The organism is Mariniflexile sp., assembly GCF_041583155.1.
GTDB lineage: Bacteria > Bacteroidota > Bacteroidia > Flavobacteriales > Flavobacteriaceae > Mariniflexile.
In genome coordinates, this window is sequence record NZ_JBFHGK010000060.1 from 1 (window position 1) to 17634 (window position 17634).

Genomic DNA, 17634 nt, shown 5'->3' on the forward strand with positions numbered 1-17634 from the left:
ACAACTTTTTCCCAAACGATATTTATAACATGGAATACCTTATGGAAAGTTTTTTAGAATACCACTTAAGAGCCATTGTTACAGAAAAAGGACTTGCAGAATTAAACAAATTTATAAAATCAAATCAATCATAAAATGAAACACAAACTAATACTACTATTTAGTTTATCACTTTCAATAACCATGTTTTCTCAAGAAAACACACAAAGTTTCTCGTTACAGGAAGCCATAAACTACGCATTAGAAAATAACAGAGCAGCAAAAAATGCAAGCCGAGATATTGAAGCAGCAAAACAACAAAAATGGGAAACTACATCAACCGGTTTACCACAAATATCAGCAGAAATTGGATATCAAAACTTTTTAAAACAACAGGTATCCTTAATTCCTGCCGAATTTTTTGGAGGCAACCCAGGAGAGTACCAAGAGGTTATTTTCAGTACCAAACAAAATGCAACTGCTACTGCAACCTTAACTCAAAAAATCTTTGATGGTTCCTATTTAGTCGGTTTGCAATCGGCCAAAGTGTTTTTGGAGATTTCAAAAAATGCAAAAGCGAAATCCGATTTAGAGATAAGAAAAGCTGTAATTAATGCTTACGGAAACGTACTATTAGCTGAAGAGAGTGTTGCTATTATTGAAAAAAACAAAGCCATACTTGAAAAAAACCTCTTCGATTTATCTAAAATGTTTGAAAATGGTTTAGAAGAAGAGGAAAGCGTAGAACAACTTCAAATTACCTTATCTGGAGTAAAAAGTGCTTTAAATAACACCACTCGCTTAAAAACCTTGGCTTACCAAATGCTGAATATCACCTTAGGGCTGGATGTTTACAACACCACTATTCTAACCGATAGCCTGGAAAGCTTAACAGTTCAAAACATCTCTCTAGAACTAATCGATTCTAGTTTAGATTTAGACAAATCCATTGATTATCAAATTTCACAAAACGATAAACGTGCAAAAGAGCTATTACTAAAACTTGAAAAAAGCAAAGCCTTGCCAACCATAAATGCCTTTTTAAATGGTGGCTATAGTGCTTTTGGGGATGATTTCGATTTTACAAGTAAAGACAAAAAATGGTTTGGCTCATCCTTATTGGGTGTAACCATGAATATCCCCATTTTCAGCTCTCTAGGAAGAAGTGCCGCTACACAACGCGCTCGAATAAATTTAGAAAAATCACAGGACGACTTAATTGAAACTGAACAAAAACTTAAGTTGCAAACAGCGGCTGCAAAAAGCGATTACCAATTTGCAATAGAAGATTATGACAATAAAAAACAAAACTTAAATCTGGCCGAACGTATTGAACAAAAAAACCAAACCAAGTTTTTTGAAGGCATCTCTTCTAGTTTTGATTTAAGACAAGCACAAACCCAGTTATATACCGCACAACAAGAATTTTTACAAGCCATGCTGGATGTAATAAACAAAAAAGCAGAATTGGAAACCATACTGAATTCAATCAATAACTAATCATCATAAAAATTAAAACACCAAAAATGAAACATATACTATCAATTATTGCCGTAACGCTGGTTTTATTCTCTTGCGGGAGTGATAAAGAGCAATCCGTTGAAACCCTAATCAAAAATGGTTCTTTGCAAGAATTACGAACTAAAAAACAACAATTAAGTCAACAACAATCTGAACTTAAAAGACAGATATCCCTGTTGGAAACTAAAATAAACACCTTAGATGACACAAAACATGCTGCCATTGTAACAACCATTACACTAAAGGATACAATTTTTAAACATTATGCTGAAATACAAGGCGATGTTGAAACCAACCAAAATATTGTTATTTACCCTCAATTTTCAGGTATTTTGACTCAAGTTTACGTAAAGGAAGGACAAAGAGTATCTAAAGGTCAGGTTTTAGCAAAAATTGATGATGGCGGTCTTGCTAGCCAAGTAGCCCAAGTAAAAGCACAAACGGCTTTAGCCAAAACAACTTTCGAGCGTCAGGAACGTTTATGGGAACAAAAAATTGGTAGCGAAATTCAATACCTGCAAGCCAAAACAAATTATGAAGCTTCAAAAAATGCTTCCGATCAGTTACAATCGCAATTAGCTAAAACTACCGTAAGAGCGCCTTTTAGTGGCACCATCGATCAGGTTATTACCGACCAAGGTAGTGCTGTTAACCCTGGACAAAACCCATTAATGCGTATTGTAAACCTAGATGACATGTACGTGAAAGCAGATGTTCCAGAAACCTATTTAGGTAAAATTAAAGAAGGTACCGAAGTACTTGTTACTTTCCCTTCAATTAACAAAACGTACCAAGGTAAAATTCGTCAAGTTTCGAACTTCATTAACCCAGACAACAGAAGTTTTAGTATTCAAGTGGCCTTACCAAATAAAGATGCTGTTTTAAAACCTAACTTAATTGCCACCGTTAAACTGAATGATTACACTGCAGAAAAGAGCATTTTAGTTCCAAATAACGTAATTCAGAAAAACGGAAACAATGAATCTTTAGTATTCGTTTACGAACCAAAATCGGATTCTGAAGGCATTGCAAAACGCATTACTGTTAAAACCGGTAAAGAACAAAATGGTATGGTTGAAGTTTTGGAAGGTCTTAAAGCCAATGATATTATTATAAATGAAGGCGCCAGAACATTACGAAACGAACAAGAGGTAAGTACTAAAAACACAACCAATGAGTAGTATAAAAAACACTTACAAAGAATTTAAGATCTCTTCTTGGGCCATAGAGAACAGAATGACCGTTTTTGTTATCATTGCCATTTTACTGGTGGGTGGTGCCATGTCATATTTAAGTATGCCCAGAGAAACCTTTCCTGAAATTATAGAAACTAAAATTTATGTTAGCACCGTAAATCCAGGAAACTCTGCTGAAGATATTGAGAAATTTGTTACCGAACCTCTTGAAGAAGAGTTTAAAAACATTAGTGATGTTCGTGAAATCACATCGCAAACGCTACAAGATTATTCTACCATACTGGTTGAGTTCGATGAAAAAATAAGTATTGCTGAGGCAAAACAACGCGTTAAAGACAAAATAGACCAAGTAAAAGCTAATGTAACTTGGCCAACTTTAAGTAACGGTGCTAAGGTAGAACCTAATGCTTTCGATTTAAACATTTCGGAAGAAATGCCCATATTCAATATTAGTCTTACGGGAGATTTTTCTACTGAAGAACTAAAAAAATATGCAGAACATCTTCAAGATAAAATCGAACTTTTAGCACAAGTAAAAGAAGCAACCCTACGAGGTGTAGATGACAAGGAAGTTGAGGTTGCCGTAGACATTTATAAAATGACGGCAGCCATGGTAAGTTTTGATGATGTAATAGATGCCATTAATTATGAAAACAAAACCATTTCTGGCGGTAATTTAATTAATAACAATTTCCAAAAAAACATTCGAATTATAGGCGAGTTTGAAGACCCTTATGAATTAGGAGATATTATTGTTAAGCACGATGGTGGAAATATTTTCTTAAAAGACATTGCCGAAATTAAATTTAAAGAGCAAGATGCTACAACTTACGCTCGTGAATATGGTGACCCCGTGGTAATGCTTGATATAAAAAAGCGTTCTGGCAAAAACATGATTGAAGCTGTTGAAGAAATTAAAAACATCATTGCCCACGAAAAAGAAGTTTACTTACCGGAGGGTTTAAACATTTCAACCTCAAATGACCAATCCATTAAAACAGAAAACCAAGTGAACGATTTGGTAAACAATATCATTTTTGGTGTTATTCTGGTTGTTGGTGTGTTAATGTTCTTTTTAGGTTTTAGAAACGCAGTGTTTGTAGGCTTTGCCATTCCACTTTCCATGCTAATGTCGCTTATTATTTTAAGTTCTCTAGGTTACACCATGAATACCATGATTTTATTCGGATTGGTTATGGGCTTAGGAATGTTGGTGGATAACGGTATTGTTGTGGTTGAAAATGTATACACCCTCATGTCTCAAGGTGTGCCAAAACTAAAAGCTGCCAAGCAAGGTATGGGAGAAATCGCTTGGCCAATTATAGCTTCTACCGCCACAACTTTGGCCGCATTTTTTCCACTTGGTTTATGGCCAGGAACTATTGGAAAATTCATGATATATTTCCCAATTACCTTATCGGTTGTTCTCTTTTCATCCCTATTTGTAGCATTGTTAATTAACGCCATGCTTACCTCACGCTATATGAAGGTTGAAGAGGAATCTATCAGCAAACGAAAATTAATTCGATGGAGTTTAATTTTGTTCTTTGTAGGTGCATTTCTATTGATAATAGGTGTTTCTTCCGGTTCGGGTGCATTAACTGGTTTTGGAAACCTTGCTGTTTTATCGGCTATTTTACTATGGATTTATAAATACTTTTTAAAAGGTGCTATTGATTATTTTCAATATAAATCTCTTAAAAAATTGGAAGATCTTTATGAAGAAACTTTAATGAAATTCATAAAAGGGAAACGAGCTTATTATGTTCTAATAGGCACCTTCTTACTGCTTATTTTCTCATTCATTTTAACAGGAATTGCCAAGCCTAACGTGCTGTTTTTTCCCGAAAATGAACCAAACCAAATTATAACTTATATAGAATACCCCGAGGGAACATCAATTGAAAAAACAAACGAACTAACCAAAAAAATTGAAAGTCGCATTTACAAAGCTATTGAAAAGTATGAAGATGCAGATGGCACTAATTTCATGGTTGAATCGGCTATTTCACAAGTTGGAAAAGGTTCTGGAAACCCCCAAACTGATGGAGGCAACCAAAGTGATATGCCACATCGAGCTAAAGTAACACTTTCCATGCGCGATTTTCAAAAGCGTAAAGGAGTTAAAAGTAGTACCGTTTTAGAAGAAGTACGACATGCGGTAAGAGGATTTCCAGGTGCTTCAGTAGTAGTTGAAAAGGATGCTGCTGGCCCTCCTAGTGGCTACCCTATAAATATTGAAATTATTGGCGAAGATTATGACCAAATGTTGGCTGAAGCTCAAAAATTAAGAGCTCATATTGAAGAAATTGGCATAGGAGGTATTGAAGAATTAAAAGTGGACGTAAATAAATCGAAGCCAGAATTAAATTTACATATCAATCGTCAGAAAGCCGGTCAATTAGGAATTAAAACTGCTCAAATTGGTAACACCATCCGACGCTCCATTTTCGGACAAGAAGCTTCTACGTTTAAAGATGCTAAAGATGATTACCCAATAAATGTACGTTTTAATGACGAATACAGGTACAATGAAAACGCTATTTTAAACCAGCCTATAACCTTTAGAAACAATAAAGGACAATTATTACAAATTCCTATTTCACCTTTAGTAGAGGTTACTAATATTGAGTCGTTTAACGTAATAAAACGAAAAAACTTAAAGCGTGTTATCACTCTATATTCCAACGTGTTAGGAGGCTATAACGCCACAGATATTGTTACAGAACTCAAAGAAGACCTAAAAGGTTATGATATGCCTGAGGCCGTTACCTATAAGTTCACTGGAGAACAAGAAAAACAAGCCGAAAATCAAACATTTTTATTAAAAGCTTTACTATTGGCCCTTGGTGGTATTTTATTAATTCTTGTAGCCCAATTTAATTCAGTTTCTAAACCAGTTATTATTTTAAGTGCCGTAATACTTAGTTTAGCAGGCGTATTCTTAGGTTTGGTTATTTTCCAAATGGATTTTGTGGTAATTATGACTATGATGGGAATTATTTCATTGGCCGGAATTGTAGTTAATAATGCTATTGTACTTATTGATTATACTCAGATTCTAATTGATCGTAAAAAAGAAGAGCTAGATGTAGAAAATGAGCAATATTTAACAAAACAACTCTATTTCGAATTAATCATTGCTGGTGGTAAATCTCGTTTGCGTCCCGTTTTACTAACCGCAATTACAACCGTTTTAGGTTTAATTCCTTTGGCTGTGGGTTTAAATATCGATTTCTTTAAACTTTTTACTGAATTTAATCCTAATATTTATGTTGGTGGTGACAACGTTATTTTCTGGGGGCCATTAGCTTGGACCGTTATTTTCGGTTTAATTTTTGCTACCTTCTTAACGTTAGTCGTTGTTCCTGCTATGTTTTATTTAGTGAATCGTGCCAAAATTCGCTTTGCCAAACAAGAGAAACTTCCATTAGGAAAATAAATTAAATACATATTAATACTAAAATGCCCCGACCTATGTTGGGGCATTTTTATATATTTATAACTGACTAACTTCTTTTTTGATTATGACCAAAGGCACAAATTATTTCTTTAAAATAGTAATACTTGCATTAATCCTTACATCGTGCAAAAGCCCTGAAACCACATCCATTAAAACGAATCAAACCAGAGGCTTAATTGCCAATAAGGCCATGGTTGTTTCAGCAAGGATTGAAGCTTCGCAAATTGGTGTTGAAATACTAAAAAAAGGCGGAAATGCTTTTGATGCTATGGTAGCAACCGAGTTAGCTTTAGCGGTTGTATATCCCTTCGCTGGCAATTTAGGAGGTGGCGGTTTTATGGTTTACCGAATGGAAAACGGCGATATTGGTAGTATTGACTACCGAGAGAAAGCACCACTAGCAGCCACCAAAAACATGTATTTAGATAAAGATGGAAATACAATTCCCGGGAAAAGTACATTAGGCGCCATGTCTATTGGTATTCCGGGAACCATCGCTGGTATATTCGAGGTTCATGAAAAATTCGGTTTACTTCCAATGGAGGATCTATTAAACCCTGTTATTGCATTGGCTACAAATGGCTTTGTTGTTACGGAAAAGCAAGCAAAAAGACTAGAAACCTATCGTTCCTATTTTAGAGAGGTGAATAAAGACTCAATTCTATTCGAAAAACCTTGGAAAGAAAATGACACTATAAAGAATCTGCCATTGGCAAATACCTTACAGCGAATTTTAATTAACGGTAAAGAGGAATTTTACAAAGGTGAAACTGCAAAAATCTTAGTTAAGTTTTTACAAGACAATGGGAGTATAATAACCGAAGAAGATTTAATAAAATACGAAGCCAAATGGCGAACTCCGGTTACTTTTAATTACAAAGATTTAAAAATCATATCCATGGCACCTCCCTCAAGTGGTGGTATCTGTTTAGCACAAATTTTAAAAATGATTGAACCTTATAATATTAGTGATTATGGACATAATGCCGTAAAGACCATTCAAGTTATAACGGAAGCTGAAAGAAGAGCCTATGCTGATAGAAGCTACTATTTAGGGGATCCCGATTTTGTAAGTATTCCAAGCAAAACACTTATTAGCACTTCTTATTTGAAAGACAGAATGAATAATTTTTCATTTTCTAAAGCAACAAGTTCAAAAGACATCAGTCCAGGTTCCATAGATATGGTTGAAAGTGACGAAACCACTCATTATTCCATTATAGATCCTTTTGGAAATACCATTTCAGCAACCACAACTCTTAACGGTGCTTACGGTTCCAAATTATACTGTTCCGAACTTGGGTTTTTCCTAAACAATGAAATGGACGATTTTAGCAGTAAACCTGGCACTCCAAATATGTTCGGGTTAATTGGTTCTGAAGCAAATAGTATTGCCCCAGAAAAACGCATGTTAAGTTCTATGACTCCAACCATTATTGAAAAAAACGGAAAATTGTCAATGTCCGTTGGAACACCAGGCGGTTCTACAATTATCACTTCGGTTTTGCAAACAATATTAAATGTTTATGAATTTAATATGACCATGCAAGCGGCTGTTGATGCGCCTCGTTTTCATCATCAATGGTTGCCAGATGAAATTAAAATGGAGCCCAATTCCTTTAACATTAACACCATAGAAAAGCTCAAAACGTTAGGGTATTCCATTAACGAGAAGGATTCTCCCATTATTGGAAAAGTAGACGGCATTCTTGTTTTAGAAGACGGCAAACTAGAAGGTGGTGCCGACCATCGTGGTGATGATGCCTCGGTTGGATTTTAATTTATGTTTACTTTTACAAATAAAAAAACGTCTAAAAAAGTTCATTTTTAGACGTTTTTTTATAGAAGTATATTTGTTATTTCAAATTAAAGCTTATTCTAGCAAATAAGAATCGTCCACCAATTCCAAATTGTTGTGATCTTCTAGACCAATCAAATCTTCCTGAACTTCTATTAGCTTCAATAGCTCTATCAGGATAAATATCAAACAAGTTATTGGCTCCAATAGTAACTGTTGTACTTTCAGCTACTTTGTATCCAAAAGATAAATCTGTAACTAGTTTTGAACTAAAAACTTGCTGATTAGCAACAACTGTTGTGGCTTCTGTTACTTCTCCAAACCAAACGTTTCTTAAGAACACATTAAACTTATCTGTAGTTAAACTATTTGATAAGTTGATTTTTGAACGTGGCACTGCTTCTTCCAAATAAATTCTACTATCCTCTGGAAAATACGTTCCAACCAATCCTGCGTTTTCCAATACTTCAGAAGCTTTAATACCGCCCACTTTTTTAGTTTTAGAGAATGTTCCGGATAAATCGGTTTTTAATTTTGCCGATCTTCCTACAATAGCATCGTGCGTAACTACAATATCTAATCCCTTAGATTCTGTATCGATAGCATTTGCGAAAAATGACGCCGCCGAAGCATTCGCTTGTTTTAGTAATTTATCTAAATCAGACCCGGTATCATTGTTTGGATTAGAATCAGTATCACTTATACCAAACTGACCGGTATAAACAACTCTATCATTAATCCCTACCCAATAACCATCAACCGTGAATGTTAAATGAGCTTCTGGTATTTTAGTGGTTACACCAACACTAATACTACTTGATGTTTCTTGTTTTAGAGTAGGAATACCTAATAATTTGGCGGCCTTACTATCATTTGAAAATGTACCAACTTCCTGTGGGTTACCAGCATTATCAAAAATAGTAGACGTTGAATTAAAATTTAACTGATGCAAAGATGGTGCTCTGAAGCCTGTATTAAAGGCTGCTCTGAAATTAGTATTATCTCCTACGCTTATTCTGGTGGCAATTTTTCCGTTAAGAGTAGAACCAAAATCTGAGTAATCTTCATATCTAATAGCTCCACTTAATAAGAAATTTTCAGTAATATCGGCTTCCAAATCAAAATAACCCGCTACACTACTCCTTCCACGAGATAATTCATTAGAAGGACTAAATCCAGGGAATACCTGAGAACCTCCTGGTCTTGATGCCCCAAAGAAATCTTGCGAAGCTACTTGGGAAGATATTGTAATAACTTGACCTGATGCAGTATACTGCGCGTAAGAAGGCTGTTCTCCTGCAACTATTTCATAATTTTCTACCCTATACTCTGCACCAAACGCCACGTTAAGACCAGACATAATATCATCATAAAATTTACTGATATCTAAATTAGAAGTGTTTTGAGCAAATGAAAACCCACCTGCATCAAAAAATGTAGGAGACGCTTTTTGCATAGAGGCATTATACGTATTGCCTATAGTGTATAAAAAAGAATTTTCACCCCATGTATTACTAAAATCTACTTCCCAATCTTCTATTTTACCTTTAATCCCTACAGCAAAAGACTTATCGGCAATAGTTGAATTAATTTCAGGTAAAAACCCGTTCATGTAAGCAGGTGTATATGTTCTGCTTTCATTTGGCTGTCTGTAAAAACCTGCCGAATTACCCACTCTAGAACTCACACCAGCAAATGAGTATAATTCAGTACCATTATCATCTAATGGTAAGACCATATTTGCAAAGAAACGGCCACCGCGTAAGGCAGATTGTCCAACACGCATATTAAAATCACTTCTTTCCAATCCTCTAGCTGCCAATTCTGCAGTTGTATTGTCTGCACTTAATATCGTTCTTAATTCTGCTTTCGTTGCAGTTGGGCTTAAACCCAAACCAGCTTGATTTCCGTATTGAATAACATCATCAACATCATCATCAAGTAAAAGAGACAAATCATACCCATCGTTATTCGCAAAGCGCTCAACGGTATTATATAAGTTGAACACATTTCCCTCCCATTCTTTCATTCTGCTATAATCTTCTCTTACATCAAAATCTCCTGTGAAGTTAATAAACCCACCTTTTTCACCAAGGCCCAAACCATAATTAGCACTAACGTTGGTTGTTTCTCCATCTACTCCTCCGGTTTGGTCATTTGCATTTTTTGTGAAATTTGCTCCTGTTGTAATATTTAAACTCAATTCATTCGTACTTTTTTTAAGAACAATATTAATAACACCTGCAATAGCATCCGACCCATACTGTGCTGCTGCACCATCACGTAAAACTTCTATACGTTGAATAGAAGCTGAGGGTATTGCATTTAAGTCTGTACCTACACTACCACGTCCAAAAGTTCCATTTACATTTACTAAAGAAGAATTATGCCTTCTTTTCCCGTTAACCAAAACCAGCACTTGGTCTGGGCCCAAACCTCTTAAGGAAGCCGGATCGATATGATCTGTTCCATCGGAAATGGTTTGAGTATTAGAGGTAAACGAAGGTGCAACATAGTTTAAAATTTGATTTAAGTTAACCTGTGGACCTGCTGTTACCAGTTCGGTAACATCAATAACATCTATTGGTACTGCCGAATCCGTAGAAGATCGGTTTGGATTTCTGGTACCAATAAGCACTACCTCATCTAAAGAGACACCTTCTTGAAGTGTTACTTTGATATTCTGTGCTGAAGTTACTATAACTTCCTTTTTACTAAACCCGATAGATGATACGACTAAAGTTACAGGAAAAGAGGCAACTTTAATACTAAATTTACCATCAAAATCGGAAATAGCACCATTGCTAGTGCCCTTAACCACAATATTAGCTCCAAGTAGGGGCTGTTGCGTTGTTGATTCGGTAACTGTACCAGTTATTGTTCCTTGAGCAACCATTACAAAAGGAAATAACAAGCATAAAACTAAGCATGTTTTTAAGTGTAATAATGTTTTCATAAATTTTTGAATTAGTCTGTTATGAATTAAAAGTACTGATTATTAGGCAATTTCTTGTATTAAAACTAAAATTATTCAACCCTTCATATTGAATTATTTTAACCAAAAGCATGATTTTTATTATTTTTCCTATAGTAATTTAACAAAAATGATGACTATTTTTTATCAATTTAACAATTTTAAAGTTTCACCCCATTTCAACACTACATCTTTAACACCTTCTCATTTTTTCGCACAAAACATGATTTATTGGTATTTATCTTGAGAATAAAAACACGCAATTTCAGATTTTAAAAAAACAGCCTAAAAAATTTAAACTCCATTGTATTTCATTAAATTTGCACCTCAATTTTTAACTATGTATAGAAGTCATAATTGTGGTGAATTAACCGCATCACATATTAACAAAGAAGTTACACTTGCTGGATGGGTTCAAAAATCTAGAGATAAAGGATTTATTGTTTGGGTAGATTTACGCGATCGTTACGGTATCACTCAACTCGTTTTTGATGAAGAACGCACCTCTAAAGATATGCTTTTACAAGCACAAAACTTAGGACGTGAGTTTGTTATTCAAGTAAAAGGAACCGTTATAGAGCGTGCTTCAAAAAACCCTAATATCCCAACAGGTGATATTGAAATTTTGGTTTCAGAACTTACCGTTTTAAACCAAGCATTACTACCTCCGTTTACTATTGAAGATAAAACGGATGGCGGTGAAGAACTACGAATGAAATACCGCTACTTGGATATCCGTAGAAATCCGGTTAAAAACAGCTTAATTTTTAGACATAAAGTAACTCAAGAAGTTAGAAATTATCTTTCAAAAGAAGGCTTTATTGAAGTTGAAACACCCTATTTAATAAAATCGACTCCAGAAGGCGCACGCGATTTCGTAGTACCATCACGTATGAATGCTGGTCAATTTTACGCATTACCGCAATCACCGCAAACATTCAAACAACTATTGATGGTTGGCGGCATGGATAAATATTTCCAAATAGTGAAATGCTTTAGAGATGAAGATTTACGTGCCGACAGACAGCCAGAATTCACACAAATAGATTGTGAAATGGCGTTTATTGAGCAAGAAGATATTTTAAATGCATTTGAAGGTTTAACACGCCATTTGTTAAAAGAAGTAAACGGTGTTGAAGTTGAAAAATTCCCAAGAATGCTTTACGACGATGCCATGCGCTTATACGGAAACGACAAACCAGACATCCGTTTTGGCATGCAGTTTGGAGAACTAAACGCCGTGGCTCAACATAAAGAATTTGGCGTTTTTAATAGTGCTGAATTAGTTGTTGGTATCGCAGTGCCTGGTGGTAACACCTACACTAGAAAAGAAATAGACCAATTAATTGACTGGGTTAAACGCCCGCAAATTGGTGCTTTAGGAATGGTTTATGTACGTTGCAATGAGGATGGCACTTACAAATCGTCTGTAGATAAATTTTACGATGAAACCGATTTAGCTAAATGGGCAGAAGTAACAGGCGCTAAACCAGGCGATTTAATTTGTGTTCTTTCAGGCGACAAACATAAAGTTCGCACCCAATTAAGCGCCTTACGTATGGAATTGGCAGAACGATTAAGCCTTAGAAACCCTAAAGAATTTGCACCACTGTGGGTTATGGATTTCCCGCTTCTAGAATGGGATGAAGAAACAAAGCGTTACCATGCCATGCACCATCCTTTTACATCTCCAAAACCTGGACAAATAGAATTATTAAAAACAAATCCTGGTGAAGTAAAAGCAAATGCTTACGATTTAGTGTTAAACGGAAATGAAATTGGTGGTGGCTCTATACGTATTCATGATAAAGAAACACAATCTTTAATGTTTGATTATTTAGGCTTTACTCCTGAAGAAGCAAAAGCACAATTTGGCTTTTTAATGGATGCATTTCAATATGGAGCTCCGCCTCATGGAGGTCTGGCCTTTGGATTAGATAGATTGGTAGCCATTTTAGGCGGTCAAGAAACCATACGTGATTTTATCGCATTTCCAAAAAACAATTCAGGACGCGATGTTATGATTGACGCACCGGCACCAATAGACGATGCCCAGTTAACAGAATTGAGCTTAAAACTAAATTTAAAATCATAAATAAAAAAAATCCTGCCACATGCAGGATTTTTTAGTAGCTTTAATTATGCCTAAACAAACAATTTTAAAACAAGTACTCATCTGGAGAGCTAAATATATTTCTCACAGGCAATTTGTTTATATATTAAGCATCGTAGTTGGCTTTACTTCTGGTTTAGGCGCACTTGTTTTAAAAAACCTAACACACTTTATTCAACATTTATTAGAGGGTAATTTAATAAAATACTATCACAATGCTTTCTACTTTGTTTTCCCTATTATAGGGCTCACCTTGGCATATTTAGTTATTAAATATGTTATAAGAAACAAAGTAAGCCATGGTATTCCTTCAACCCTTTTTGCAATTTCAAAGCGAAAAGGAATCATGAAACAATATCAAATGTTTGGCTCCATATTATCTGCGCCTTTAACCGTAGGCTTTGGAGGTTCTGTTGGTCTTGAAGGGCCTACCGTAGCAACTGGAGCAGCCATAAGCTCCAATATTTCTAGAATGTTTCATATGAACCAAACCACTAGAAATTTATTAATTGGATGTGCTGCTGCCGGCGCCATGAGTTCTATTTTTAAAGCACCAGTAGCCGCTATCATTTTTGCTATAGAAGTTTTTAGTTTAGACCTTACCATCGCCTCTTTAATTCCACTTTTATTGGCCTCTCTTTCCGCTATTCTTACTTCTTATTTTTTCTTTGGAGATGACATTTTATTACCTTTTAAAATTGAAGATAAATTTATACTTACCGATGCCCCTTTCTATATAATTCTTGGTGTTTTTGCAGCAATTACATCTCTTTACTTTACCCAAGTTTACGATAAATTTCATAAGTTTTTTTCAAATATAGCATCCCCTATAAAGCGTTTAATAATCGGCGGAATTTCCTTAGGAATTTTAATATATTTTATACCACCTCTTTACGGTGAAGGTTTTGACGTTATAAACAACCTTATTGCTGGCAACCCAGAAAAAGCTTTAGAAAATAATTTCCTTCAAATGGATTTAACTAACATTTGGACCGTAATTCTATTGTTAGCTGGTCTTGTTTTCTTTAAAATAATAGCCAGTGCTTTAACCTTTGGTGCCGGAGGCGTCGGGGGTATTTTTGCCCCAACCCTATTTATGGGCAGTATTATGGGTAATTGCATTGCCAAAGTTATTAATAATTCGGGGTTATTAAACACCCCTATTTCCGAAAGTAACTTTACACTTGTTGGCATGGCAGGACTTATGGCAGGAGTTTTACACGCACCGTTAACAGCCATTTTCTTAATTGCAGAAGTTACTGGTGGTTACGAACTATTCATACCATTAATGCTTACAGCCACCATTTCCTTCGGATTAACAAAATATTTCAGTCCTCATTCGGTTTACAATATGCAATTAGGGCGAAAAGGAGAACTTATTACTCACGATAAAGATCACGCTGTTTTAACCTTTATGGATATCGAAAAAGTTATTGAAACCAACTTTGTAACCATAACATCCAAAATGAATTTAGGTGAGATAGTACATACGGCTGTTGTAAAATCTAATCGCAATATTTTCCCTGTTGTAAAAGCCAAAACACAGGAATTAGTTGGTATTATTCTGCTAGACGATTTACGTCCTATCATGTTCGATCAAGATTTATATGGCGAAATATTTGCCTACGATATCATGCAACCAGCACCCGAGGTCATAGATTTCGAAAAAGATAAAATGACCGAGATCATGCAAAAATTCCAAGACAGTAGCGCATGGAATCTACCCGTTGTAAAAGATGGCAAATATTTCGGATTCATCTCAAAATCAAAACTCCTAACGGCTTACAGAAGACAATTAATTAATTTCACAAAGTAAAATCCAAGGCAGCAATCAATCTAACTTAACAATGAAATACTTAATCATTATAGCACTTTTAGCCTCTTTAGGAAGTATTCTAACTGGTTTTCTTATGGATACTTCCAATTCCGAAAAACTCATCGGTTTCGGCGTTATGGGCATGTTTTTCATCGTATTCCCCCTGTTTTCTTATTACCGCTGGAAAGATAAAAATGTTAAAGACTACATGCTTAACAAAGAGAATTTAGACAAAATGCGCGAGAATCAACAAAACAAAAAGTATTAATATTTGGGCGTTACCCAAGGGTCGCGCTATACGTTGCAAGTCCTCGCTCGTACCTCGCTGTGGGCTTTCCACTGCTATCGCTAACGCAATAACCCGTTCAATTCAAGTTACGCTTTTCTATAAAAAATCGTTTCATTAAAGCAGAAGCCTCTGCTTCTAAAACACCGCCTCTAATAGTGGTTCTTGGGTGCAATTTAGTATTTAAGTTAATACAACCCCGTTCCAAATCCCGCGCACCATATACTATATTAGAAATCTGACTCCAATACAAGGCACCTGCGCACATTTGGCAAGGTTCCAAAGTAACATAAAGGGTACAATCTTTCAAGTATTTTCCACCCAAAAAATTAGAAGCTGCAGTAATAGCTTGCATTTCAGCATGCGCAGTAACATCAGTAAGCATTTCGGTTAAATTATGACCTCTAGCAATCACTTTGTTATCAATTACTATAACGGCTCCCACAGGAATTTCACCTTTCTCAAAAGCGACTTCAGCTTCCTGCAAAGCTTTTTTCATAAAATAGGTATCATCAAAAGGTTGTATCATAATAGCAAAAATACAAATTCATTCTCGTACTTTTGCTTCGTGCAAAAAAGTCTTTTAAATACCATTAATTCACCGCAAGACCTTCGTCTTTTAAATAAAAAAGACTTACCTCAGCTTGCCCAAGAGTTACGTGAGTTTATAATTAATATAGTAGCTACCAAAGAAGGGCATTTAGGTGCTAGCCTAGGAGTGGTTGAACTAACCATTGCCTTACATTATGTTTTTAATACACCAAACGACCAACTTATTTGGGATGTGGGCCACCAAGCCTACGGGCATAAAATTTTAACCGAACGTAAAGATTCCTTTCATACTAACCGACAAATTGGTGGTATTAGCGGTTTCCCAAAACGCGATGAAAGTATTTATGATGCTTTTGGTACAGGGCATGCGTCAACCTCTATTTCCGCGGCATTAGGCATGGCAATTGCTTCTGAAATTAAAGGTGAGTTTGAAAAACAACATATAGCGATAATTGGAGATGCCTCTATTGCGGGGGGCATGGCCTTTGAAGGTTTAAACCATGCTGGGGTAAGCAATGCTAACTTATTAATTATTTTAAACGATAATGCCATTGGAATCGACCCAAGCGTTGGCGCTTTAAAACAATATTTAACCAACGTTAAAAAGGGTATTCACAGAAAAAATAATATCATAAAAGCTCTTAATATTGATTATTCTGGCCCCATTGATGGACATGATATTAATAAAATTGTTTCGGAATTAAATCGTTTAAAAACCGTAAAAGGCCCAAAGTTTTTACATGTGATAACCACTAAAGGCAAAGGCTTAAAACAAGCTGAAGAAAATCAAGTCGTTTACCACGCCCCTGGAAAATTTGATGCTTCCACAGGTGATATCCTTAGCAAAACACCTTCAGAATACACAAAATATCAAGATGTTTTTGGACATACCATCGTAGAGTTAGCAAAAAAAAATGAAAAGATAGTTGGTATTACTCCTGCAATGCCTACAGGAAGCTCGTTAAAATACATGATGCAAGAGTTGCCTAACCGTGCATTTGACGTTGGTATTGCCGAACAACATGCCGTAACACTGGCTGCTGGTATGGCTACACAGGGTTTAATTCCTTTTTGCAACATCTATTCTACATTTTTACAACGTGCCTACGATCAGATTATACACGATGTTGCCATACAAAACCTTCCCGTTATTTTTTGTTTGGATCGTGCCGGTTTGGTTGGCGAGGATGGCGCAACCCATCATGGGGTTTTCGATTTATCGTATTTAAGATGCATACCAAACCTCATCATTTTTGCACCCAGAAACGAGGTCGAATTACGCAACATTATGTACACCGCGCAACTTGGGTTACCTCTACCCATTGCCATTCGCTATCCAAGAGGTACTGGCGTAACCGTTAATTGGAAACAACCGTTTACTAAAATAGATATTGGTAAAGGTGAGCAATTAAAAGAAGGGAAAACGCTGGCGGTTTTAAGTATTGGAACTATTGCCAAAAATGTATCCGACGCCATTACCCATTGTAAGCAACCAGAAAACATCGCGCATTACGATATGCGTTTTGTAAAACCTTTAGATGAAACCTTATTGCACAGCATTTTTAAAAATTACCAAACCATCATAACTGTGGAAGATAATGCCATAAATGGCGGCTTTGGAAGCGCTGTTTTAGAGTTTGCGGCGGCACATAATTATAAAAATACAACGAAAGTTTTGGGGATTCCAGACCGATTTATCGAACATGGTAGCATTACGGAATTACAACAATCTGTCGGTTTAGATACACAAAGTTTAAAATCATTTTTCGAGTTACATTCAATTTAAAAACCCATGGAACAGTTTACATTAGCACGCATTATCCACGTTATAGCCGTAGTGCTTTGGATTGGTGGTGTGGCCATGGTAACCACCGTGCTTATTCCTGCCATTAAAAAAATGACTTCTAAAGAAGATCAAATAAAAACCTTTGAAACC

10 protein-coding genes are annotated in these 17634 nt (G+C 35.7%); 8 read left to right on the forward strand and 2 right to left on the reverse strand.

All coding sequences use genetic code 11. The features are described 5' to 3' along the window. Positions 1-135: 135 nt before the first annotated feature. The 4 genes from ABYI63_RS15645 (at position 136) to ggt (ending at position 7939) form a co-directional block, all read left to right on the forward strand. Positions 136-1479: a TolC family protein gene (locus tag ABYI63_RS15645; protein ID WP_372757665.1), complete on the forward strand. Its 1344-nt coding sequence runs from the start codon at positions 136-138 to the stop codon at positions 1477-1479. A 26-nt stretch (positions 1480-1505) separates the two neighbouring features. Beyond that, on the forward strand, positions 1506-2681 hold the full coding sequence (locus ABYI63_RS15650) for an efflux RND transporter periplasmic adaptor subunit (protein ID WP_372757667.1): 1176 nt from the start codon (positions 1506-1508) through the stop codon (positions 2679-2681). After that, positions 2674-6138 carry an efflux RND transporter permease subunit gene (locus ABYI63_RS15655; RefSeq protein ID WP_372757669.1) on the forward strand — a complete coding sequence of 1155 codons (3465 nt, stop codon included), beginning with the start codon at positions 2674-2676 and terminating at the stop codon, positions 6136-6138. Before ABYI63_RS15650 ends, ABYI63_RS15655 begins: the two co-directional genes overlap by 8 nt. 85 nt (positions 6139-6223) lie before the next feature. Then, positions 6224-7939 (forward strand): gamma-glutamyltransferase, encoded by a 1716-nt coding sequence (gene ggt, locus ABYI63_RS15660; protein WP_372757671.1) that lies wholly within the window; start codon positions 6224-6226, stop codon positions 7937-7939. A 76-nt stretch (positions 7940-8015) separates the two neighbouring features. Here the strand turns inward: ggt and ABYI63_RS15665 are convergent, their stop codons facing one another. Continuing rightward, on the reverse strand, positions 8016-10913 hold the full coding sequence (locus tag ABYI63_RS15665; protein ID WP_372757673.1) for a TonB-dependent receptor domain-containing protein: 2898 nt from the start codon (positions 10911-10913) through the stop codon (positions 8016-8018). Between the two features lie 358 nt (positions 10914-11271). Between ABYI63_RS15665 and aspS the strand changes: the two genes are divergently transcribed. The 3 genes from aspS to ABYI63_RS15680 are packed head-to-tail and all read left to right on the forward strand — an operon-like array spanning position 11272 to position 15128. Continuing rightward, positions 11272-13026 carry an aspartate--tRNA ligase gene (gene aspS / locus ABYI63_RS15670; protein WP_372757675.1) on the forward strand — a complete coding sequence of 585 codons (1755 nt, stop codon included), beginning with the start codon at positions 11272-11274 and terminating at the stop codon, positions 13024-13026. A gap of 19 nt (positions 13027-13045) precedes the next feature. Further along, positions 13046-14860 carry a chloride channel protein gene (locus tag ABYI63_RS15675; RefSeq protein ID WP_372757677.1) on the forward strand — a complete coding sequence of 605 codons (1815 nt, stop codon included), beginning with the start codon at positions 13046-13048 and terminating at the stop codon, positions 14858-14860. 31 nt (positions 14861-14891) lie between these two features. Next, positions 14892-15128 (forward strand): hypothetical protein, encoded by a 237-nt coding sequence (locus ABYI63_RS15680; protein ID WP_372757679.1) that lies wholly within the window; start codon positions 14892-14894, stop codon positions 15126-15128. 97 nt (positions 15129-15225) lie between these two features. Here ABYI63_RS15680 and ABYI63_RS15685 read toward each other — a convergent pair whose 3' ends face one another. Next, positions 15226-15675, reverse strand: a complete 450-nt coding sequence (locus tag ABYI63_RS15685; RefSeq protein ID WP_372757681.1) for a nucleoside deaminase — start codon at positions 15673-15675, stop codon at positions 15226-15228. 39 nt (positions 15676-15714) lie between these two features. Between ABYI63_RS15685 and dxs the strand changes: the two genes are divergently transcribed. Next, positions 15715-17484, forward strand: a complete 1770-nt coding sequence (gene dxs / locus ABYI63_RS15690) for a 1-deoxy-D-xylulose-5-phosphate synthase (RefSeq protein ID WP_372757683.1) — start codon at positions 15715-15717, stop codon at positions 17482-17484. The last annotated feature ends 150 nt before the right edge of the window (positions 17485-17634 follow it).